This window comes from Nonomuraea sp. NPDC049624, from assembly GCF_040675255.1.
Taxonomy (GTDB): domain Bacteria; phylum Actinomycetota; class Actinomycetes; order Streptosporangiales; family Streptosporangiaceae; genus Nonomuraea.
This window is the reverse complement of sequence record NZ_JBFAOR010000009.1, coordinates 171,065-191,190: the sequence shown is the minus strand read 5'-3', so window position 1 is coordinate 191,190 and position 20,126 is coordinate 171,065. Positions and strand designations below refer to the sequence as shown.

Sequence of the window (20,126 nt, the reverse complement as noted above, 5' to 3'; positions counted from 1 at the left end):
GCGGGAGGCCGGGGCTACCGGGTGAGTGCCAGGTCGGCGGCCGTCAGGGCGAGCAGGACGGCCGCCTGCGCCAGCGCGCGGTCGGCCGCCGGGGCCGCCGCGGCGGCGGCGAACGCCGGCTCGTGCGGCGCGGCCCCGCCCGCCCCGATGTCCAGCATGGGATGGACGGCCGGCACGACGTGCGACACGTTCCCCATGTCCGTCACCGCGAACGGCTCACGCTCCACCGGCGCCGGACGGCCCAGCGCGGCGGCGTTGGCCGCGTACAGACCGGCCAGCGCGGCGTCGTCGCGGAAGTCCAGGTAGTCGGGCTCCGGCCGGGTCAGCCGCAGTTCGCAGCCGGTCGCCGTCGCCGCGCCGCGGAAGCAGGACTCCACCCGCGCCCGCAGCTCGACCAGGTCCCGCGCGGCGGCGGCCCTGATCTCGTAGGAGGCCGTGGACCTGGCCGGGATGACGTTGGGGGCCTCGCCCGCCGAGGTGACCACGCCGTGCACGCGCAGGTCGCGCGGGAGCTGCTGGCGCAGCAGGCCGATCGCCACCTGGGCCAGCGTCACCGCGTCGGCCGCGTTGCGGCCCTCGTGCGGGGCGAGGGTGGCGTGCGCGGCCCGTCCGGTGTACTCGGCGTCCAGGGTGCCGAGCGCGAACGAGCGGAACCGGACGGTCTCGAACGGCCCCGGGTGCACCATCATGGCGGCGTCCACGCCGTCGAACACCCCGGCCTCCAGCAGCAGCGCCTTGCCGCCGCCGCGTTCCTCGGCCGGGGTGCCGACGACCTTCACGGTCAGCCCCAGCTCGTCGGCGAACGGGGCCAGCGCCAGGGCCGCGCCGGTCGAGGCGGCGGCGATCACGTTGTGGCCGCAGGCGTGGCCGAGGCCGGGCAGCGCGTCGTACTCGGCGCAGAAGGCCACGGTCAGGGGGCCGGTGCCGCGGGAGGCGGAGAAGGCCGTCGGCAGGCCGCCCGCGCCCGCCGTCACGTCGAAGCCGCCCGCTTCGAGCAGGCCCGCGGTCCAGGCGGCCGCCCGGTGCTCCTCGAACGCGGTCTCGGGATGGGCGTGGATCCGGTGGCTGAGCGCGACCAGCTCGGGGGCGAGCGCCTCGGCGCGGCGGCGGATCGCGTCCCTGACGTTCACAGCCAACCGGCCGCGAGGTCGGTGAGGCCGTCGGCCAGGCCGCCGAGCCAGCAGGCCGGGTCGTGGCCGCCGTTGTACTCGGTGTAGCTCACCTCGTACCCCTGGGCGGCCAGGGTGCGGGCGAAACGGCGGTTCTCCTCCAGCAGCATCCACTCCAGCCGCCCGGCCTCGACGTGGAAGCGCACCGGCAGCCTCGGGACGGCGGCGTACCGGCGGGTCAGCCGTTCCGGATCCTCGTCGGGCCACCAGTACGACCCCGACTGCGACAGGACGTTGCCGAACCGTCCCGGCGCGAGGAGCGCGGCGTAGGACGCGGTCAGCCCGCCGAGGCTCTGCCCCGCGATCACGGTCAGCCCCGGATCGCCCGTCGCCCCGTACGTGCGCCCGGCCCACGGCAGCAGGTCGTCGGCCAGGTAGCGGACGAACGGCTCGTGGCAGGCCAGCTCCCGCAGCCGGGTCGGCCGGTCCACCGAGTCGGGCATCAGCACGACGAGCGGCGGCAGGCGGCCCTCGTTCACCAGGTTGTCCAGGGTGGGCGCGACGCGTCCGGCCCACAGCTCGCCGTCCAGCAGCACGACGACGGGAAGGGGACCGGCGGCCGGGCCGGGCGGCGTGTAGACCCACACCCGCCGCCCGCCCGACCGCGCCTGGCCGACCCGGCCGCGCGGCACGCCCGGCCGGCGCTCCCGGTACGGCTGCGGCGGCGCCTGCGGCAGCTCCAGCAGCGAGGACGCACGCCGGTCCGGCGGGCCGGGCACGGTGAGCGGGTTGCCCGGATCCGGCACGGCCGCGCGCATGACCTGGAGCCAGGAGTCCCGGTCGGTGCCCGGCAGCCGGTCGCAGGGCAGGATCTGGTAGCCGGCCCGCAGGTCGGCGTCGAGCTCGTAGGTCAGGTGAAGCAGGTCGCTGCCGGGACGGCGGGTCATGACATGTCGGCTGATGTCGCCCGCGTGCCGGTCGCGGTCGGTCATCGTGTTGATCAGCACGACCGCCTGCTCGCCGCGCGACCTGGGCCGCCACAGGAACGTCACCTTGCACCGGCCGGGCGTGCCGGCGGGCTCGACGATCGGGGTGGTCACGGGTGTCATGTCACGGCCTCCGGTCCGACAGCAGGGTCCACAGCAGGAAGGGGCCGCCCAGGATGCTGGTCACGACGCCCACGGGGATCTCGGCGCCGTCGGCGGCCACGCGGCCGGCCGTGTCGGCGATCACGACCAGCGCCGCGCCGGTGAGCGGCGCGCTGACCAGGGGCAGCCGGGCCGGTCCCGCCAGCCGGGCGGCGACGACGGGCGCGGCCAGGGCCACGAACGCGACCGGCCCCGCCACCCCTGCCGCCAGCCCGGCCAGCACGACGGCGAGCGCCAGCAGGGCGATCCTGGTCCGGCCTGGATCGACGCCGAGCCCGGCGCTGACGTCCTCGTCGAAGCGCAGCACGGCCACCCGGCGGGCCAGCGCGAGCGCGGCCGGGACCAGCACCGCCAGCCCGGCGGCCACGGGCAGGGCGACGGGGTAGCCGCGCCCGGCCAGGCTGCCCACGCTCCAGGAGTGCACCGCCGTGGCCGAGCCGAGCCCCTGCCAGGCCAGCAGCGACTGGGTGAGCGCGCCGGCCAGCGTGGTCAGCGCCAGCCCCGTCACGATGAACCGGTATCCCTGCCGGCCGACGCCGCCCGAGACGGCGAACACCGCCACGGCGGCGGCCAGCGCGCCCACGGGGCCGATCCACCAGTGGGCGAACAGCGTGCCCGAGGCGGACAGCATCCCGGCGACCATGATGGCGATCACCGCGCCCTGGTTGATGCCCAGCATGTCGGGGGTGGCCAGCCGGTTGCGCGCCAGCGCCTGGGTCAGGCAGCCGGACAGCCCGAGCGCCGCCCCGGCCACCAGCCCCGCCACCACCCGCGGCAGCCTGATCTCCTGGACGAGCAGCACGTGCCCGCCCTCACCCGCGCCCGCCAGGGCACTCAGCGCCTGCCCGGCCGTCATGCCCGACTGCCCGGCCGCGACCGCCGCCACGACGGCCACCGCGGTGACCGCCAGCAGCGCCGCCGCCGCCACGGACGACCGTACGGGCACCAGCACCGACCAGCCCCGCCCCCGCAGCACCCGCGCGCCGGAGGGCGACAGCCCGCCCGCCCGCGCGGTCCTGCGGGCGGGCCACCGCGACGGCCGCGGCGCGCCGGACGGGACGAGGTCGCCGGGCCCGGCGGCCACCGCCCGCGACCGGGCCACCACGACCAGCACCGGCGCCCCCAGCACGGCGACCAGCAGCGCCACGGGCGCCTCGTACGGCCGCACGACCATCCGGGCCAGCACGTCGGCCCCCAGCAGCACCACCGCCCCGGCCAGCCCGGACAACACGATCCGCGACCCCACCCGCCCCCCGCGCAGGGACCTGGACAGGTAACCGGCCAGCAGGCCGAGGAAGCCGATCGGGCCGGCCACCGCGACCGCCGCGGCGCTGAGCAGCGTCACCGCCACCGTCACCCACAGCCGCGTGCGCCCCGGCCGGTGCCCGAGCGCGACGGCCAGGTCGTCGCCGAGCGCCAGCGCCGCCAGCGGCCGGGCCGCGACCGCCGCCATGACCAGCCCCGCCGCGACCGCCGGCGCGATCGCCAGCACCCGGTCCATGGGGATCCCGGCCAGCGAGCCGAGGATCCAGTACCGGTACTGGTCGAACGTCACCGGGTCGGCCACCAGCACGGCCGTGGTGATCCCGGTGAGCGTGGCCGACAGGGCGGCCCCGGCCAGCACCAGCTTCAGCGGCGAGAGCCGGGCCCCGATCGCGAGCACGACCCCGGTGGCCGGCAGCGCGCCGCCGAGCGCCCAGCCCAGGTACGCGCCGCCGGTCTGCGCGCCGGCGGTGACGATCCCGGTCACGACGCCGAGCGCGGCGCCCGCGTTCACGCCGAGCAGCCCGGTCTCGGCCAGCGGGTTGCGGGTGACCGACTGCAGCAGCATGCCCGAGACCCCGAGCGCGGCGCCGACGACGAGGGCGGCCAGCGTCCGGGGCAGCCGCAGCGTGTCCACCACCATGCGCAGGTGGCCGTCACCGCCGCCGCCGAGCAGGTAGTCGAGGACCTGCCCGGGGGCGACCCGGCCCGCGCCGGTGAGCATGGACGCCGCGCACAGGGCCAGCAGCGCGGCGGCGCCGAGCCAGAAGGCGCGGGCTTGCGTAAACATAAGGTAAGGCTAACCTAAAAAAGGTAAGGCTTTCCTAACTTCTCAGCCCGGGAGCTCGAATGGCCCCTCTCCGCAGGCTCGGCGGACTGCTCGTCGCCGCCGCCGCCGTCCTGACCGCCGTGGCGTGCGGCGCGTCCTCCGCACCCGCCGCGCCGGGCGCGTCCGCCGCCGCGCCGGCCGTCCGGGAGGTCAAGGACGCCACCGGCGCCCTGATCAAGGTGCCGGTCGAGCCCAAGCGCGTGGTCACCCTCACCCAGGAGGACCTGGACGCCGTCCTCGCCCTCGGCGTGACCCCGGTGGGCATCACCAACGGCCAGGGCATCGACACGCCGCCCGCCTACCTGGCCGACAAGGTCAAGGGCGTCCCGGTCGTCGGCAACCTGCTGCAGCCGGTCATCGACAAGGTCGTCGAGGCCCGGCCGGACCTCGTCCTCGCCGGCGACCTGCAGGACCAGCAGGTGCTCGACCAGCTCCGCAAGGTCACCCCGGCCACCGTGGTGACGATGGCCCCGACCGACGACTGGAAACTGTCGTTCATGGGCGTCGGCAACGCGCTCAACAAACTGGACGCGGCCAGGAAGGTGATGGCGGACTACGACGCCCGCGTCGCCGCGGCCAAGGCCAGGATCAAGCCGGCCGAGGTGAGCATCGTGCGCTGGAACCCGCAGGGCCCGAGCTGGATGGAGAAGCGGCAGTTCGCCGGCTTCGTCGCCACCGACCTCGGCCTGACCCGTCCCGCCGCCCAGGACAAGGACGGCACCGCCCACTCCATGCCGCTCAGCCTGGAGGCGCTGTCGGACATCGACGGCGAATGGCTGTTCGTCTCCACCCTGACCGCCGACGGCGAGAAGACGCTGGAGGAGGTGCGGCGGACGCCCGCGTTCAAGGAGCTGAAAGCGGTCAAGGCGGGGCACGTGGTGCCGGTGAACGGCTCGGTCTGGAGCACCCGCGGCGCCCCGCTGGCCGCCGGCGTCGTCCTCGACGACCTGGTCAAGGCCCTCAGCGCGGCCTGAACGAGCCTGGAAGGGGAATTTACCGGCCGCGGCGCGGGTTGGCGGGGATGATCGTCGCCATCTGATGAGGAGAACCCATGAACGACCACCCCGACGCCCCGGCCGTCCGACAGCTCCGGCTGGTCGTCGAGGCGGAGGACTACGAGGCGGCGCTGGCCTTCTACCGCGACGTGCTCGGCCTGCCCGAGGAGGCCGCCTACTCCTCCGGCGACGGCGCCCGCGTGGCCATCCTCGACGCGGGCCGGGCCACCCTGGAGATCGCCAACCCGGCCCAGAAGAAGATGATCGACGACGTCGAGGTGGGGCGGCAGGTGGCGCCCAAGCTCCGGGTCGCCTTCGAGGTGGACGACTCCCGTGAGACCACCGCCCGCCTGGTGGCGGCCGGCGCGGACGAGGTGGCCCCGCCCACGCTCACCCCCTGGCAGTCGCTCAACGCCCGCCTCGACGCGCCCGGCGGCCTGCACATCACCGTCTTCCAGGAGCTCGCCACCCCGGAGGAGCGCGAGAAGCTGGACGGCTTCGGCACCTCCTGACCGGCGCCTCCCGGACGGCGGCTCATCGGGCTGCGGTTCATCGGGCTGCGGTTCATCGGGCTGCGGTTCATCGGGCTGCGGTTCATCGGGTGGTGGGGCGGGCGCGCACGTGCAGGCGCTCGCCCTGCGGGCCGAACAGGGCGAGCACCTCCGTGAGATCGGGGCCGGGATTGGCGAACGCGTGCGGCACGCGGGTGTCGAACTCGGCCACCTCGCCCGCCGTCAGCACCACGTCGTGCTCGCCGAGCAGCAGGCGCAGCCGCCCGGACAGGACGTAGAGCCACTCGTAGCCCTCGTGGGCCCGCTGCTCGTACTCGCCGTGCGGCCAGCCCGGCGGGTAGATGTGCTTGTACGCCTGGATCCCGCCCGGACGCCGGCTCAGCGGGATGTACGTCATGCCGTGCCGCGACACCGGCCGCAGGTGCACCCGCGGATCGCCGGTCGGCGGCACGTCGATCAGCTCGTCCAGCGGCACCTGGTGTGCGCGCGCCAGCGACAGCAGCAACTCCAGCGTGGGCCGGCGGCCGCCCGACTCCAGCCGCGACAGCGTGCTGACCGAGATGCCCGTGACCTCGGCGAGCTGGGTCAGCGTCACGCCCCGCCGCTGCCGCAACGCCCGCAGCCGCGGCCCCACCGCCCGCAGGACCTCGTCGAGATCCGGTGTCTCGTCCATGCGGCCCAGCTTGCCATTTCGGCAACGACATTTGTCAACCTGGCTGCGCGGGACGCACAGTGTGCCATCGGCACATCTCTGGAGGAACACGATGGACGACAAGTACGACGTGGTGGTCGTCGGCGGCGGGGCCGCCGGGCTCAGCGGCGCCCTGACCCTGAGCAGGGCCCGCCGCCGGGTGCTGGTGATCGACGAGGGCCGGCCGCGCAACGCGCCGGCCGACGGCGTGCACACCTACCTGGGCCGGGAGGGCACCCCGCCGCTCGACCTCTTGGCCGCCGGCCGCGAGGAGGTGACCGGGTACGGCGGCGAGCTCGTCACCGGCTCGGCCGTGGCGGCCGAACGCCTGGACGCCGGCGGTTTCCGCGTCCGGCTGGCCGACGGGTCCGCGGTCGTGGCGGACCGGCTGCTGGTCACCACGGGCCTGGTGGACGAGCTGCCCGACCTGCCCGGCGTGGCCGAACGGTGGGGCCGGGAGGTGCTGCACTGCCCGTACTGCCACGGGTGGGAGGTGCGCGACCAGCCGATCGGCGTGCTGGCCGCCGGCTCGATCGCCGCCCACCAGGCGCTGCTGTGGCGGCAGTGGAGCGACGACGTGACGCTCTTCACGCACACCGCCCCCCCGCTCGGCGAGGAGGACCGGGCCAGGCTGGCCGCGCGCGGCGTCACCGTCGTCGAAGGGCGGGTCGCCGGCCTGTCGCCGGACTCCGGCCCGCTCACCGGCGTCACCCTGGAGAACGGCGACGTCGTCCCGTGCCGGGCCTTCGTGGTCGCCCCGCGCTTCACCGCCCGCTCGGCCCTGCTGGCCGGGCTCGGCGTCGAGACGGCCGAGCAGCTCATGAACGGGCACGTCATGGGCGTCCACGTGCCCGCCGACCCGGCCGGCGCGACCGGCGTCCCCGGTGTGTGGGTGGCCGGGAACGTGGCCAACCTGGGCGAGAACGTCATCGGCGCCGCCGCCGCCGGGGTCAGGGCGGCCGCGGCGATCAACGCCGACCTGATCGAGGAGGAGACCCGCCGCGCGGTGGCGGCCGCCGCGGGCCCGCCGCTCTCCGGCGAACAGTTCTGGGACGGCCGCTACGGGCAGGCCGACCGGATCTGGAGCGGCAACCCCAACGCGCGCCTGGTCGAGGAGGTCGCCGACCTGGCCCCCGGCACCGCGCTGGAACTGGGCTGCGGCGAGGGCGCCGACGCCGTGTGGCTGGCCCGCCGCGGCTGGCGGGTCACCGCCGCCGACATCTCCGGCGTGGCCCTGGCCCGCGCCGCCGCCCACGCCGCGGACGCGGGCGTGGCCGAGCGCATCGAGTGGCAGCGCCACGACCTGGCCGAGTCCTTCCCCGAGGGCGAGTACGACCTGGTCACCGCGAGCTACCTGCACTCGCCCGCCGAACTGTCGCGCGAGAAGGTCCTGCGCGCCGCCGCCGCGGCCGTCGCGCCCGGCGGCCAGCTCCTGGTGCTCGGGCACGCCGGCCCCCCGCCGTGGGAGCCCGAGGCCCGCGTCGAGCTGCCCACCCCGCAGCAGGTGCTGGACGCTCTGGAGCTGGCCGAGGGGGAGTGGGAGGTGCTGCGGGCCGAGGAGTTCGACCGCGCCCAGACCGCCCCGGGCGGCACGCCGGCCGTCCGCGTCGACAACGTGCTGAGGATCCGGCGGCGCGGCTGACCCGGGCGCTCAGCGGCGGCGCTCGCGCAGGGCGACGGCCACGTTGATCACGGTGAGGGCGACCAGCATGACGATCGCGGCGATCAGCCCGTCCGGCCGGCCCACCAGCGCGATCGTCCCGCCCACGCCGAAGATCCCCGAGAAGTAGGCCAGGCCCGCGGACATCCCCCGGTGACTGCTGTCCTGGGGGGCGGGAGGCGTCAGTCGAGGGCCGTCGTCAGCGGGCCGCGGGCGGCCTGTTCCAGCAGGGCGACGGTGCCGGCCAGGTCGGGGAAGGCGTCGATGAAGGCGTCGACCGGGTGCGGGGCGAAGTCGGCGGGCCTGCGCAGCCCGCTCTGCATGCAGGCGACGAACCGCAGGCCCGCGCCGGTGGCCGCCGCCGCGTCGGTGGGGGAGTCGCCCACGTAGAGGCATTCATCGGGGGCCAGGCCGGTGGCGGCCAGCAGCTCGTCGAAGGCGCGCGGGTCGGGCTTGCCGAAGCGGGTGTTGCCGGCGTGGTAGACGGCCGCGATCCGGCCGTCGAGCGCGTGGCCCGGCGCCATCAGGTGCTCCATCTCGGCCTCGTCGCGCGAGGTCAGCAGCATGACCGCGCGCCCGGCCGCGTTGAGCTCGTCGATCGCGCGCAGGTTCTCCCCCGGGACGACGTCGACCAGCCCGGCCGCCACGTACTCGCGCAGCACCGCGTGATGCAGGGGCAGGTAGGCGGCCAGGTCGAGGCCGGGCGAGCGCAGCGGCATGGCCTCGTGCAGTGGCCGGCCCCAGGTCGCCACGTGCACCGCCCTGGACATGGGCCCGTGGCCGAGCCGCCCCAGGACCTCGTTCTCCAGCTCGAAGCACGCGGCCTCGGTGAGGCACAGGGTGTCGTCGACATCAACCACCACGGCACGGATCACAGGCCACACCATAACCGGTGGCCGCCTCAGGAGCCGACGGCGGCGGCGCGCAGCGCGCCCGCCAGGTCCGCGACCGGCCCGGGGAGAGGGCCGGGGAGGCGGGCCAGCAGCAGCCGCCGCTGCTCGCGCGGGCCGCCCCGCACCGGCAGCACCCGTACGCCCTCCGGCACGGCCGCGCCCATCGACGCCGGCACCGTGGTCAGCCCGCAGCCGGCCGCCACGAGGGCGAGCTTGGCCAGCCAGTCGCGGACGACGAACACCGTCTCCGGCCGCTCGTCCAGGCCCGGCCACACGCCCAGGGTGGGGCTCTCGCCCGCCGGGGCGGCCGGGCCGGCGATCCAGGGGCGGCCGTGCAGGTCGGCGACGTCCACGTACTCGCCCCTGGCCAGCGGGTGCCCGGCGGGGACGGCCGCGCTCGGTGAGGATCTCGATGTCCAGCGGCGGCGTCTCGGCGTCCGGGGCGCGGAACGGCGGGGCCGAGCTGAGCAGGGCCACGTCCAGCGTGCCGGCCCGCAACGCGCGCACCAGCGCCGAGCTGCCGTCCTCCCGCCCGGTGACCGCGATGGACGGACGCGTGCGGCGCAGCTCGGCCAGCGCGCGGGGCACCAGCGCGGCCCCCGCGGAGGCGAACCAGCCGAACCGCACGGTCGCCGGCTCGCCGGGCAGCCCGGCCAGCTCCCTGGCCGCGGCGTCGACCTCGTCCACGACGGCCGCGGCGCGGCGCAGCACGAGCCGTCCTGCGGCGGTCAGGCGCACGCCGTCGTGCCGCCGCTCCAGCAGGCGGGCCCCGGCGGCGCGTTCGAGCGCGGCGACCTGCCGGGACACGGCGGACTGCGTGTAGCCGAGTGCGGTGGCCGCCGCGGTGAGCGTGCCCCGCTCGGCGACCTCGCGGAAGACCCGCAGGGCGGTGAGCGACGCGTCGGTGAAGGCCATGACGATCACGCATACCGGACTTGAGGAACTTTCGCTACCCGAATGCCCCCGGCCGCTCCTAACCTGGCCGGTGCCGGGAGCGCGCACCGGCTCGCAGAACCATTCCCCGAAGGAGCACCCATGAGCACCACCCCGAAGGTCGCCCTGGTGACCGGCGCGACGCAGGGGCTCGGACTGGCCCTCGTCGAAGGGCTGGCCCGCCGGATGACGCCGGACGACACCGTCTACCTCACCGGGCGCGACGCCGCCCGCGTGGCCGCGGCCGTGGCGGCGATGCCGGCGACCGGCGCCCGCGTCCGCGGCGAGCTGTTCGACGTGGCCGACCCGCGGGCCGCCGCCGAGTTCGCCGGCCTGCTGCGCGAGCGGCACGGCGGCGTGGACGTCGTCGCCGGCAACGCCGTCATGCGCGTCGGCCCGGACGACGACATGCGCGCCCTCATCGACGCCTACACCGAGGTGAACAACTTCGGCACCACCCGGCTCCTGCGCGCCTTCGCCCCGCTGGTCCGGGACGGCGGCAGGTTCCTGGTGGTCGGCAGCTCGCTGGGCACGCTGCACCACGTGGCCCCCGTCCTGCACGACCGCTTCGACGGGCTGACCACCCTGGAGGAGGTGGACGCGCAGGTGGCCGCCTGGCGCGACGCGGTCAAGGACGGGAGCGCCCGCGCCCAGTCCTGGCCGGGGTTCGTCAACATCCCGTCCAAGGTCTGGCAGGTCGCCGCGGTGCGGGCGCTGGCCGGACGGCGGCGGGAGGAGGACGCCCGCCGCGGGATCCTGCTGGCGGCCGTCTGCCCCGGGATGATCAACACGCCGACGTCCGGCCTGTGGTGGGACGTCAGCGGCGCGCCTTCGCCGGAGCAGGCCGCCGTCCCCCTGCTCGACCTGGCCCTCGGCCCGGTGGACCCCGGCCACTACGGGGAACTCGTCCGGTTCGGACGGGTTCTCCCGTGGCGGCCGGAGTGGCGGCCGGAGCGGCGGGCGGCTAGTTGATCGTGACGATCGTCCCGGCGCCGTTGGGGTACTCGACGTAGCCGGTGTTGACGCGCTGGGTCACGCCCGTCCAGGACGCGGTCAGCGTGAACGGCGTGCCGGCGGTCACCTTCGGGCGGGCCGGCGTCACGGTGAGCGCGCCACGCGCGTGGCCCGCCTCCACGATGTCGGCCTGGGTGGTGAACGCCGTGGACGCCGTCCCGGGCAGGTCACCGAGGCTGAGCACGATCAGGGTGTGCCTGCCGGGCCGCGGGCGGGAGAGCGCGGCGCGGTGGTCGCCGTCCGGGCTGGACAGCCAGGCCTCGAACTCGCGCCCGCCGGCGCCCTCGTAGACGAGCAGGCCGCCCACCTGGGCGTCCGGGTTCGCCGCCTTGATGCGGAACGCGGCGGCCCTGGCGCCCTCGGGCACCGTGATCGGGATCTCGCGGCCCCACACCTCGTCCTGGCTCACCGTGCCGGGCGTCTCGGCTCCCGAGACCGGCCCGTACGGGGTGACCTGGAACTTCTTCAGCCCCGGCGTCACCTCGAAGGAGAGCGAGCCGGCCGCGCCCGAGCCGCGCACCTCGGCGGGCGCCCTGGCGCTCAGCGGCGTGGCCACGATCGCGCTGCGCACGCTGATGCCCGCCCCGGTCCAGGTGAGCCGCCCGGCGGCGGTCCCGCCGGTGGCCTCGGGCAGCGTCTCCAGCGTGACGGTGAACTCCCTGGCCTGGCCGGCCTCCTTGAACACCAGCGTGGACGGCTTGACCTTCGCCCTGAACCCGGGCACCTCGATCGAGGCGTGGTAGACGCCCGGCGTGAGCGCCGTCACCCGGCGGGTGACCGTGCGCGAGCCGAACAGCTCGGCCACCGCGATCGTCGGGTAGTTCAGGTCGGAGGCGGCCAGCGGCGCCACGCCGGTGCCGGTGGCCACGCCGAGGCCCTCCAGGAACCCGTACCAGTCCTTCGGCCCGGCGTCGTAGACCAGGCCGGGGGTGAACATGCGGGACGGGTCCACGTGCCCGGCGCCCTGGGCGAAGACGTCCGGGGTCCTGGTGTCGTAGGCGGTGGTCATCATGGCCGACTTGATCGCCATCGGCGACAGCTGGGGATGCCGGCCGAGGTAGAGGGCGGCCAGGCCGGCGATGTGCGGGGTGGCCATCGAGGTGCCGGAGTAGAAGTCGAAGTCCTTGCCGTCGTTGCCGGGCGGCGCCACGGCGGCCAGGATCGCCGCGCCGGGGGCGGTGACGTCCGGCTTGAGCAGGTCGCCCTTGGCGGACAGGGCGGGGCCGCGCGAGGAGAAGCTGGTCACCTCGGGGTAGGCCACGCCGTCGGCGGGGGCCGGGAGCAGGGTGGCCGTCGCGCCCGGCGTGGCCGCGTACGCCGCGATCCTCCCGGCGTCGGGCGCGTCCACGTGCACGGTCGGCACGGCGTGCAGGTCGGCGTCGGTGGACTGCGGGGTCGGGTTGCCCAGCACCATGCCCACGCCGCCGGCCCGCCTGACCTCGGCCGACTTCTCCACGCGGGCCGTCGTCCCGCGCGCGCAGTAGACGATCTTGCCGGCGGCCCTGGCCGGGTCGAGCGAGCCGGCCGCGCACACCTCGGCGTCGGCGTCGGCCGCCTGACCGGCCTTCACCGACACGGCGGTGACCAGCGGCACGGGGCCGAGCGGCGCGACGACCGAGGTGCTGATGCCCCGGTAGGCGGCGCCGTCGCCGAGCCGGACCTCGCCCCGGCGCGGCGCGATCGTGCCGGCGGCGACGGTCGTCGTCCAGGGCGCGGTGTTGTCCAGCGTGGAGGCGTCGGGGCCGGAGTTGCCGCCGGCGGTCGCGACGAAGACGCCGGCCTGGGCGGCGGCCAGGAAGGCGAGCTGGATCGGGTCGTCGGCGGGCGATTCCGACATCGCGCTGCCGATCGAGTAGTTGATCACGTCCACGCCGTCGGCCACCGCCTGGTCGATGGCCGCGATGAGGTCGGAGCTGAAGCCGCCCGTCGTGCCGCCGTCCTTGCCCTGCCACAGCGCCTTGTAGACGGCGATCGCCGCGCCCGGCGCGACGCCGGACACCGTGCCGAAGTCGATGCCGTTCGCGGCGGCCGGGACGCCGTGGTTGCCCGCCGCGGTCCCGGCGGTGTGCGAGCCGTGGCCCTGGGCGTCGCGCGGTGAGGCGAAGTCGTCGCGCTGCTGCGGCGGGGTCTGCCGCAGCCACTGCTCGCCGAAGTAGCGGGCGCTGACCAGCTTGCCGTTGCACAGGTCGGCGGTGAAGCGCTCCCCGGTCTGGCAGCTGCCGGTGAACGTTCCGCCGTCGGCCTTCCGCATGACCGTGGCGCCGTCCTTGAGATAGGGACGGTACGGGTCGGCGCCGCCGGGCGGCTCGGTGCCGAGGGCGGGGCCGGCGAAGGACGGGTTCTCCGGCCAGATGCCGGTGTCGACGACGCCGACGACCACGCCCTTGCCCGCCTTGCCGGTGCCGCCGAGGGCGGCCCACAGGCCGCGGTCGCCGGACAGGCGCAGGAAGTCGGTGGAGTTCCGGTCGTCCAGGGCCTTGTGCAGGACGTCCGGCGTGACCGAGAGCACGCCCCGGGTGGCGTGCAGCCGCAGGGCCTGGGCCGGGGTGAGGTCGGCGGTGAAGCTGTTGGAGGCGACCACGTGGTGGGCGGTGGCGGACGCGCCGACGCTGCGGGCCACCTCGTCCTGCCGGGCGGTCAGGCGGTCGCGGTAGCGCCTGGCGTGGGGGCTGGTGGTGTCCACCTTCCTGCCCTTGCCGCCCTTGGTGGGCGCGATGCCGGTGACGCCGCCGTCGTAGGTGGCCAAAGGCGACTCGGTCAGGGTGACGACGTAGGGGGACGGGCCGGGGGAGGGGGCGGCGGGCGGGGCGGCTGCCGCTGCGGGCCCGGCCACGGCCGGGACGGCGGCGGTGACCGCCAGCGCGGCGGCCAGTGCCAGTGCGCGGTGAACGCGGGTGTTGCGGGACATTGCTCCTCAAGGGGGACGAGCCTGGTCACCCGTCCGGGGAGGATCACCGGAGGGCCGCCATGGAGTCAAGCGTCCAGTGGAGATCAGTGTCGAGATATAGTGCTGACATTTTCGGCCACGTGACCAAAAACGACATTTTCGGAAGGTGCTTTGTGGCGGACGGCTCTGTGCTCGGCGCGGTGGGCCTGTCGGACTTCGACGAGCGGCTGTACCGGCTGCTGCTGCGCGGGCCCGGCCTGCGCACGTCCCAGGCCGCGGCCGCGCTGGAGACCGGCCCCGCCCGCGTGCGCGCCGGGCTGGCCCGTCTGGCCGACGCCGGGCTGCTGCGCCGCACCGGACCCGGCCGGTACGAGGCCGTGCCGCCGGAGGCGGCGATCGAGTGGCTGGTGGACCGCCGGCGCCTGGAGACCGAGGCGCGCCTCGCGGCGGTCCGGACGGTCGTGTCGGACTTCGCCCAGCTCTACCACTCCGGCCGGATGGGCTCGGGGCCCGCCGGGGTCGTGGAGGTGCTGGCCGGTGAGGAGGCCGTCAAGCGGGTGATCACCGAGTTGCAGCGGACGGTCGGCGTGGAGCTGCTCGGCTTCGACCGTCCGCCCTATGTGGGCCGCCCCGACGACTCCCACGACACCAACGAGTCGGAGCTGGCCGGCACCCGGCAGCTGCTGGCGCGCGGCGTGGACATCCGGGTGGTCTACTGCGCCGAGTCCCTGGACCGGCCCGGCCGTCTGGAGACGCTGATCCGGCTGGCCGAGGAGGGCGAGCGGTCCAGGTTCGTCGCGCACCTGCCGTTCAAGCTGCGCATCGCCGACCGCAGGATCGGCCTGTTCCCGCTGGTGGACGGCGTCTACGACAACATCGCCCTGCTGCACCCCTCGCGGCTGCTGGACGCCCTGGTCGAGCTGTTCGACGTCTATTGGGAGCGCGGCCGGCCGCTGGCCGGGCTGCCGCAGGCGGCGCAGGAACGCCCGGCGGAGGCGGACCTGCTCGTGCTGCGCCTGCTCAACGCCGGGCTCAAGGACGAGGCCATCGGCCGTCACCTCGGCGTCAGCCCCAGGACGGCCACCCGCAAGATCGCCGCCGTGGTGGAGAGCCTCGGCGTGACCAGCCGCTTCCAGGCGGGCGCGGAGGCGGCCGCCCGCGGCTGGCTCTGATTTCATACCGCCTTCCATATCGCCGCACTTCGCTCGATCTTCGCTTACTGTGCATCTCGGGGGGTGCGCTGCGGGAGAATGATCCTCGCCGCGCGCCGGTGCACGGCCGGCGGGGGAACAACGGGGGAACACGGAGGATGACGTCGAGGATGAGTGCTCAGACGCAGGAGCATCTCGGCCCTTACCGGGTGATCAGGAAGATCGGCGAAGGCGGCATGGGGGTCGCCCACCTCGGTCTCGACGGCGCGGGCCGCCAGGTCGCGATCAAGGTGCTGCATCCGCACGTCGCCGCCGACCTCAAGGCGCGCGACCGCCTGGTGCGCGAGGTGGAGACCATGCGCCGGGTGCGCAGCCGGTACGTCGCCGAGGTCGTCGACGCCGAGTTCGACGCCCCCCGGCCCTACGTCGTGACGCGCTTCGCCGACGGGCGCACGCTGGAGCAGGCCGTCCTGACCGACGGCCCCCTGGAGCCCCACGCGGTCGTCAGGCTCGCGCGCGGGCTGTGCCAGGCGCTGGTCGACATCCACGCGGCCGGCGTGATCCACCGCGACCTCAAACCGGCCAACGTCATGCTGGTCGGCGGCGAGCCGCTGGTCATCGACTTCGGCATCGCCCACCTGGTCGACGCGGCCCGCCTGACGCAGTCGGGCATGTTCGTCGGCACGCCCGGCTACCTGGCGCCGGAGATCATCCGGGCCTCGCAGGTCACCCCGGCGGCCGACGTGCACGCGCTGGCCTCGACGGTGTTCTTCGCGGCCACGGGGCTGCCGCCGTTCGGCACCGGGTCGTTCGAGGCCGTCTGCTTCAACACCATGGAGGGACGGGCGCGGCTCGACGAGGCCCCCGCGTGGCTGCGCGGCTGGCTGGCCGGCGCGCTGCGCGTCGACCCGGCGGCCCGGCCCGTCGCCCGGGAGCTGCTGCGGCAGGCCGGTGCGCTCGACCCCGGCGGCCGCCCGCTGGCGCCCGAACCGCCCGGCGCCAGCACGCTCACCATGGACGCCGTCTCCGCCCTGCTCCCGCCGGTCGAGTACGCGCCGCGCGGCCACCACGAGCAGCCGGCGCCGCCCGCCCCCACCGTCCACGCCGACCGGCAGTGGGAACGCCCGCGGCCCGCCCCCGAGCCCGCCGCCCCCGCCGAGCCGTTCGACCTGCGGCGCTTCGTGACCAGCAGCGCGTTCGTCGGCGTGCTGGCGCTGGTGACGCTGTCGGCCACGACCGTCGTCACGCCGGTCGTCGGCGGCCTGCTGGCGGTGGCGCTCTCGCTGGCGCTGCGCGTCGCCGACCACTTCCTGTCCGAGGAGCGGCCGACGCCGTCCCGCGCCGCGCTCGTGGGCATGGGGAGCCTGCTGCTGTCGCTGGCCTGCGGCCTGGGCGTGGCCGGCCTGCTGGAGGCGGCCGGATCGAGCACCAGCCACGCCGAGGCCCTGGCGGCGGGCGCGTTCACGCTGGGGCTGTTCGTGCTGCCCGGCGCGGGGCCCGCGCGGCGCAGGGCCGCCCGCGTGCTGGCCCGCCTGCTGCCCGGCCGCAGCGCGACCGTGGTGACGGTGGCCGTCATGGGCCCGATCGCGCTGCTGGCGACGATCGCCGCGCTCCTCCAGAGCTGACCGGCCTCAGCCGCCGGTGACTCCGGGCAGGTCCCGCAGCAGCGCCAGGTCGTGCAGGTCGTGTGCCCTCGGCTCGTACCCCTGGTGGAAGGCGAGCTGCTGGGCCGCCGACAGGCACGGCACGCGCCGCCCGGCGACCGTGCCCGAGGCGAAGGCGGCCGCCGGGTAGAAGAGCGCGCCGCCCCGGTCGTCGAGGTCCTGCACGGCCGAGCCGTCCGCGGCGAAGCGGAGCGGATGCAGGTCGAGCTCGCGGCCGAGGTCGTCGGCCATGACGAATCGGGCCGGCCGGCCGGGCACCGCGCCGTCCCGCTCGGTGTAGCCGAGCGCCTCCAGCGCCCCGATCACGCGCGGCTCCTGCTCGGCCCGGTGCAGCAGGTCGAGGTCGTGGTGGTCGCGGGTGGCCCGGCCGGCGAGGGCGTCGACGCCCCAGCCGCCGGCGATCCACACCTCGCAGCCGGCCGCGCGCAGCGCCGCGCGCACCCGCAGCAGCTCCCCGGCATCGAAGATCATTCGGGGTAGCGTACGGCTGGACACCGCGCCGGTCAACGTGCTCAGAATGGGCCTCGTGACGCCTTCGACCGGGCACGTCGTCAGGAACCCGCGCACCGGGCGCGCCGAGCGGCCGCTCGCGCCCGTCGGCCCCGGCCGGCTGGCGGAGATCGCGGCCGGGCTGCGCGCGATGGCCCCCGCCTGGCGGGCCCCCGACCGGGCCGCCGACCGGGGCGAGGTGCTGGCCGCGTTCGGCCGGGCGCTGGCGGCCGACGACGAGCTGCTGGCCGCGCTGGTGGCCGACACGGGCCGGGAGGCCGAGTCCAGGCTGGAACGGCAGCTCACCGCCGGGCTCGCCGAACGCTGGGCGCGCCAGGCCCCCGCCCTGCTCGCGCCCCCGCCCGAACGGCCGGCCGCGCTGCCGGGCATCGCCGTGGGCGGCGACGCGGTGCCGTACGAGCTGGCCGGGGTGATCAGCCCCTGGAACTTCCCGCTGCTGCTCGCCCTGATCGACGCGCTGCCCGCGCTGGCGGCCGGCTGCGCGGTGCTGGTCAAGCCGAGCGAGGTGACGCCGCGCTTCATCGAGCCGCTGATGCGGCTGGTCCCGGCCGAGCTGCCGCTGCGGCTGGTCGAGGGGGCCGCCGAGACCGGCGAACGGCTCGTCGGGCTGGTGGACACCGTCGTGTTCACCGGCAGCGTGCCGACCGGCCGCCGGGTGGCCGAGGCCGCGGCGCGCGCGTTCGTCCCCGCCCACCTGGAGCTGGGCGGCAAGGACCCGGCGATCGTGCTGGCGGGCGCCGACCTGGAACGGGCGGCCGAGGCCGTCCTGTGGGGCGGCACGGCCAACGCCGGGCAGTCCTGCCAGTCGATCGAACGCGTCTACGTCGAGCGCGACGCCTGCGACGCCTTCCTCGGCCTGCTCGCCGACAGGGCCGCGCGGACCCGGCTGACCTGCGAGGGCGGCCCCATCGGGCCGATCATCGACCCCGCGCAGGCCGGCGTGATCGCGGCCCACCTGGCCGACGCCGCCGCCAAGGGCGCGCTGACCCACACGGGCGGCGCGATCGAGCGGCACGGCGGCGGGCTGTGGTGCCGTCCCACCGTGTTGTCGCGGGTGCGGCACGACATGCTGGTCATGACCGAGGAGACGTTCGGGCCGGTGCTGCCGGTCATGGCCGTCTCCGGGGCGGAGGAGGCGGTGGAGCTGGCCAACGACAGCGCGTACGGGCTGTCGGCCGCCGTGTTCGCCGCCACCGAGAAGGAGGCGCTGGCCGTCGCGGCCCGGCTGAACGCCGGTGCGGTCAGCGTCAACGACGCCGCGCTGACCGCGCTCGTCCACGAGGGCGAGAAGAACTCCTTCGGCCTGTCGGGGCTCGGCGGCTCGCGCATGGGCGCCGCCTCGATCGGCCGGTTCCTGCGCCGCAGGGCGTACCTGATCAACCGGTCCGGCGCCGCCGACCCGTGGTGGCACCCCAGGGAGGGATAGAGCATGGGACTGCGTGCCGAGATGCCGCTGCTGGCCCGCCACGAGGGCGAATGGGCCGGCGAGTACGTGCACGTCGACAAGGACGGCGCCGTGATCGACCGCCACCACGTCGAGATGACCTGCGCGATCGTCGACGACACCGGCTACCACCAGACCAACCGCTACCGCTGGGACGACGGCCGCACCGAGGTGCACGAGTTCCCCGGCACGTACCTGGGCGGCGGCCGGTGCGCGTTCGACACCGACCGGCTGACCGGCCAGTTCTGGGAGCTCGACGACAACACCATCTACCTGACCTGGCGCTTCAAGGCCGAGGGCGACGACCTGCGGCTGTTCGAGCTGATCGTGCTGAGCCCAGACGGCGACTCCCGCAGCCGCACCTGGCAGTGGATCAGGAACGGCGAGTGTGTCCGGCGCACCCTGATCGACGAGCACAGGACCGCCTGACATGACCGCCTGCACCGCCCTGGCGCTCCAGATCGCGGCCAGGGCCGTCACCGACCGCGCCGACCTGGCCGCCGCCGTCGGGCGGGTGGCGGAGCGCGTCGGCGGCAGCAAGGCGTGGCTCGGCCCCGCCCTGCGGCTGGTGGTGCTGCCGGAGTACGTCCTGACCGGCTTCCCCGCCGGGCAGGGCCCGGCCGAGTGGCGCGAGAAGGCCGCACTCGACGTGGACGGGCCCGAGTACCGGGCGCTGGCCGCGATCGCCGCCGACAACGACGTGTTCCTGTGCGTCAACGCCTACGAGCGCGACGAGCACTTCCCCGGCCTGTACTTCCAGGCGTGCGTGATCCTCTCCCCGGCGGGGGAGGCGGTGTTGCGCTACCGGCGGCTGCACTCGCTGTTCACGCCCACGCCGTACGACGTGTGGGAACGCTACCTCGACCGGTACGGCCTCGACGGCGTGCTGCCGGTCGCGCGCACCGAGATCGGCAACCTGGCCGCGCTCGCCTCGGAGGAGATCCTGGTGCCCGAGCTGGCCAGGGCGCTGGCGCTGCGCGGCGCGGAGGTGTTCTGCAACCCGACCTCCGAGGCGTACTCGCCCGCCCTGACGCCCAAGGCCGTCGCCCGCCGCGCCCGCGCGGTGGAGAACCTGGCCTTCGTCGTCTCGGCCAACACCGCGGGGTTGTCCGGCATCGCGATCCCGGGCGACTCGGTCAACGGCGGCTCGGAGGTGATCGACCACGAGGGCCGCGCGCTGGCCCAGGCGGGGCCGGGGGAGACGCTGGTCGCCGCCGCCGAGCTGGACCTGGCCGCGCTGCGCCGCGCCCGCCGCCGGCCCGGCATGGCGAACCTGCCCAGCCGGGTCAAGACCGGGCTGTGGGCGCGCGAGTACGCCGCGCACGACGTCGAACGGCCCGCCGACCTGGACACCGCCCCGGACCGCGGCTTCCACCTCGCCCGGCAGCGCGAGGTCATCGAACGCCTGCACGGCCGGGGCTGA

Annotated in this window: 17 protein-coding genes and 2 pseudogenes; 9 read left to right on the top strand and 10 right to left on the bottom strand. The window is 75.7% G+C overall.

All coding sequences use genetic code 11. The features are described from left to right. Window positions 1–14: 14 nt before the first annotated feature. From AB0J76_RS34765 to AB0J76_RS34755, 3 genes are read right to left on the bottom strand one after another with little or no spacing between them, the layout of a single operon-like run. The gene (locus AB0J76_RS34765; protein WP_352326463.1) at window positions 15–1,130 is read right to left on the bottom strand and encodes an amidohydrolase; all 1,116 of its coding nucleotides are present in this window, start codon (window positions 1,128–1,130) and stop codon (window positions 15–17) included. Beyond that, window positions 1,127–2,209, bottom strand: coding sequence for an enterochelin esterase (gene fes, locus AB0J76_RS34760; RefSeq protein WP_352326462.1), 1,083 nt, complete (start codon window positions 2,207–2,209; stop codon window positions 1,127–1,129). The genes AB0J76_RS34765 and fes overlap by 4 nt, the downstream gene beginning before the upstream one ends. Window positions 2,210–2,219: 10 nt before the next feature. Then, window positions 2,220–4,310 (bottom strand): iron chelate uptake ABC transporter family permease subunit, encoded by a 2,091-nt coding sequence (locus AB0J76_RS34755; RefSeq protein ID WP_352326461.1) that lies wholly within the window; start codon window positions 4,308–4,310, stop codon window positions 2,220–2,222. A gap of 59 nt (window positions 4,311–4,369) precedes the next feature. Here AB0J76_RS34755 and AB0J76_RS34750 point away from each other — a divergent pair, with 59 nt between their 5' ends. Continuing rightward, the gene (locus AB0J76_RS34750; protein ID WP_352326460.1) at window positions 4,370–5,323 is read left to right on the top strand and encodes an ABC transporter substrate-binding protein; all 954 of its coding nucleotides are present in this window, start codon (window positions 4,370–4,372) and stop codon (window positions 5,321–5,323) included. A 77-nt stretch (window positions 5,324–5,400) separates the two neighbouring features. Beyond that, complete coding sequence (locus AB0J76_RS34745; protein WP_352326459.1) at window positions 5,401–5,856, top strand: VOC family protein; 456 nt, start codon at window positions 5,401–5,403, stop codon at window positions 5,854–5,856. Between the two features lie 82 nt (window positions 5,857–5,938). Here AB0J76_RS34745 and AB0J76_RS34740 read toward each other — a convergent pair whose 3' ends face one another. Beyond that, on the bottom strand, window positions 5,939–6,529 hold the full coding sequence (locus tag AB0J76_RS34740; RefSeq protein WP_352326458.1) for a helix-turn-helix domain-containing protein: 591 nt from the start codon (window positions 6,527–6,529) through the stop codon (window positions 5,939–5,941). A gap of 91 nt (window positions 6,530–6,620) precedes the next feature. Here AB0J76_RS34740 and AB0J76_RS34735 point away from each other — a divergent pair, with 91 nt between their 5' ends. Continuing rightward, window positions 6,621–8,189: an FAD-dependent oxidoreductase gene (locus AB0J76_RS34735; protein WP_352326457.1), complete on the top strand. Its 1,569-nt coding sequence runs from the start codon at window positions 6,621–6,623 to the stop codon at window positions 8,187–8,189. Between the two features lie 9 nt (window positions 8,190–8,198). Here AB0J76_RS34735 and AB0J76_RS34730 read toward each other — a convergent pair whose 3' ends face one another. The 4 genes and pseudogenes from AB0J76_RS34730 to AB0J76_RS34715 all read right to left on the bottom strand — a co-directional run. Continuing rightward, a complete protein-coding gene (locus tag AB0J76_RS34730) occupies window positions 8,199–8,354 on the bottom strand; it encodes a hypothetical protein (RefSeq protein ID WP_352326456.1) in 156 nt (51 codons plus the stop codon). A gap of 35 nt (window positions 8,355–8,389) precedes the next feature. Continuing rightward, window positions 8,390–9,082, bottom strand: a complete 693-nt coding sequence (locus AB0J76_RS34725; protein ID WP_352326464.1) for an HAD-IA family hydrolase — start codon at window positions 9,080–9,082, stop codon at window positions 8,390–8,392. A gap of 26 nt (window positions 9,083–9,108) precedes the next feature. Next, window positions 9,109–9,483, bottom strand: a pseudogene (locus AB0J76_RS34720) (LysR substrate-binding domain-containing protein); the annotation flags it as partial. A 118-nt stretch (window positions 9,484–9,601) separates the two neighbouring features. Then, a pseudogene (locus tag AB0J76_RS34715) lies at window positions 9,602–10,015 on the bottom strand (LysR family transcriptional regulator); the annotation flags it as partial. A 120-nt stretch (window positions 10,016–10,135) separates the two neighbouring features. Between AB0J76_RS34715 and AB0J76_RS34710 the strand changes: the two are divergent. Beyond that, the gene (locus AB0J76_RS34710; RefSeq protein WP_352326455.1) at window positions 10,136–11,005 is read left to right on the top strand and encodes an SDR family NAD(P)-dependent oxidoreductase; all 870 of its coding nucleotides are present in this window, start codon (window positions 10,136–10,138) and stop codon (window positions 11,003–11,005) included. Here AB0J76_RS34710 and AB0J76_RS34705 read toward each other — a convergent pair. Beyond that, the gene (locus AB0J76_RS34705) at window positions 10,998–13,955 is read right to left on the bottom strand and encodes a S8 family serine peptidase (protein WP_352326453.1); all 2,958 of its coding nucleotides are present in this window, start codon (window positions 13,953–13,955) and stop codon (window positions 10,998–11,000) included. The two genes, AB0J76_RS34710 and AB0J76_RS34705, sit on opposite strands and share 8 nt — an antisense overlap. Before the next feature lie 152 nt (window positions 13,956–14,107). Here AB0J76_RS34705 and AB0J76_RS34700 point away from each other — a divergent pair, with 152 nt between their 5' ends. Together AB0J76_RS34700 and AB0J76_RS34695 are read left to right on the top strand one after the other, a co-directional pair. Further along, window positions 14,108–15,106, top strand: coding sequence for a hypothetical protein (locus tag AB0J76_RS34700; protein ID WP_352326451.1), 999 nt, complete (start codon window positions 14,108–14,110; stop codon window positions 15,104–15,106). 149 nt (window positions 15,107–15,255) lie between these two features. Further along, window positions 15,256–16,710, top strand: a complete 1,455-nt coding sequence (locus tag AB0J76_RS34695; RefSeq protein ID WP_364391912.1) for a serine/threonine-protein kinase — start codon at window positions 15,256–15,258, stop codon at window positions 16,708–16,710. Window positions 16,711–16,716: 6 nt separating this feature from the next. On the opposite strand, the gene AB0J76_RS34690 is transcribed toward AB0J76_RS34695, so the two are convergent. Continuing rightward, entirely contained in the window at window positions 16,717–17,220 is a 504-nt protein-coding gene (locus AB0J76_RS34690; protein ID WP_352327386.1) for a hypothetical protein, read from the bottom strand. A 55-nt stretch (window positions 17,221–17,275) separates the two neighbouring features. Between AB0J76_RS34690 and AB0J76_RS34685 the strand changes: the two genes are divergently transcribed. The 3 genes from AB0J76_RS34685 to AB0J76_RS34675 are packed head-to-tail and all read left to right on the top strand — an operon-like array spanning window position 17,276 to window position 20,126. After that, window positions 17,276–18,685 carry an aldehyde dehydrogenase family protein gene (locus AB0J76_RS34685; RefSeq protein WP_364391908.1) on the top strand — a complete coding sequence of 470 codons (1,410 nt, stop codon included), beginning with the start codon at window positions 17,276–17,278 and terminating at the stop codon, window positions 18,683–18,685. Between the two features lie 3 nt (window positions 18,686–18,688). Further along, a complete protein-coding gene (locus AB0J76_RS34680; protein ID WP_352327401.1) occupies window positions 18,689–19,132 on the top strand; it encodes a hypothetical protein in 444 nt (147 codons plus the stop codon). A 1-nt stretch (window position 19,133) separates the two neighbouring features. Next, window positions 19,134–20,126: a nitrilase-related carbon-nitrogen hydrolase gene (locus AB0J76_RS34675; protein ID WP_352327402.1), complete on the top strand. Its 993-nt coding sequence runs from the start codon at window positions 19,134–19,136 to the stop codon at window positions 20,124–20,126.

Bases quoted from the DNA above. Each gene is read 5' to 3' on its own strand.
- AB0J76_RS34755 (WP_352326461.1), bottom strand. From the start codon at position 4,310: ATGTTTACGCAAGCCCGCGCCTTCTGGCTCGGCGCCGCCGCGCTGCTG.
- AB0J76_RS34750 (WP_352326460.1), top strand. From the start codon at position 4,370: ATGGCCCCTCTCCGCAGGCTCGGCGGACTGCTCGTCGCCGCCGCCGCC.
- AB0J76_RS34745 (WP_352326459.1), top strand. From the start codon at position 5,401: ATGAACGACCACCCCGACGCCCCGGCCGTCCGACAGCTCCGGCTGGTC.
- AB0J76_RS34740 (WP_352326458.1), bottom strand. From the start codon at position 6,529: ATGGACGAGACACCGGATCTCGACGAGGTCCTGCGGGCGGTGGGGCCG.
- AB0J76_RS34735 (WP_352326457.1), top strand. From the start codon at position 6,621: ATGGACGACAAGTACGACGTGGTGGTCGTCGGCGGCGGGGCCGCCGGG.
- AB0J76_RS34730 (WP_352326456.1), bottom strand. From the start codon at position 8,354: ATGTCCGCGGGCCTGGCCTACTTCTCGGGGATCTTCGGCGTGGGCGGG.
- AB0J76_RS34710 (WP_352326455.1), top strand. From the start codon at position 10,136: ATGAGCACCACCCCGAAGGTCGCCCTGGTGACCGGCGCGACGCAGGGG.
- AB0J76_RS34705 (WP_352326453.1), bottom strand. From the start codon at position 13,955: ATGTCCCGCAACACCCGCGTTCACCGCGCACTGGCACTGGCCGCCGCG.
- AB0J76_RS34695 (WP_364391912.1), top strand. From the start codon at position 15,256: ATGAGTGCTCAGACGCAGGAGCATCTCGGCCCTTACCGGGTGATCAGG.
- AB0J76_RS34690 (WP_352327386.1), bottom strand. From the start codon at position 17,220: ATGATCTTCGATGCCGGGGAGCTGCTGCGGGTGCGCGCGGCGCTGCGC.
- AB0J76_RS34680 (WP_352327401.1), top strand. From the start codon at position 18,689: ATGGGACTGCGTGCCGAGATGCCGCTGCTGGCCCGCCACGAGGGCGAA.
- AB0J76_RS34675 (WP_352327402.1), top strand. From the start codon at position 19,134: ATGACCGCCTGCACCGCCCTGGCGCTCCAGATCGCGGCCAGGGCCGTC.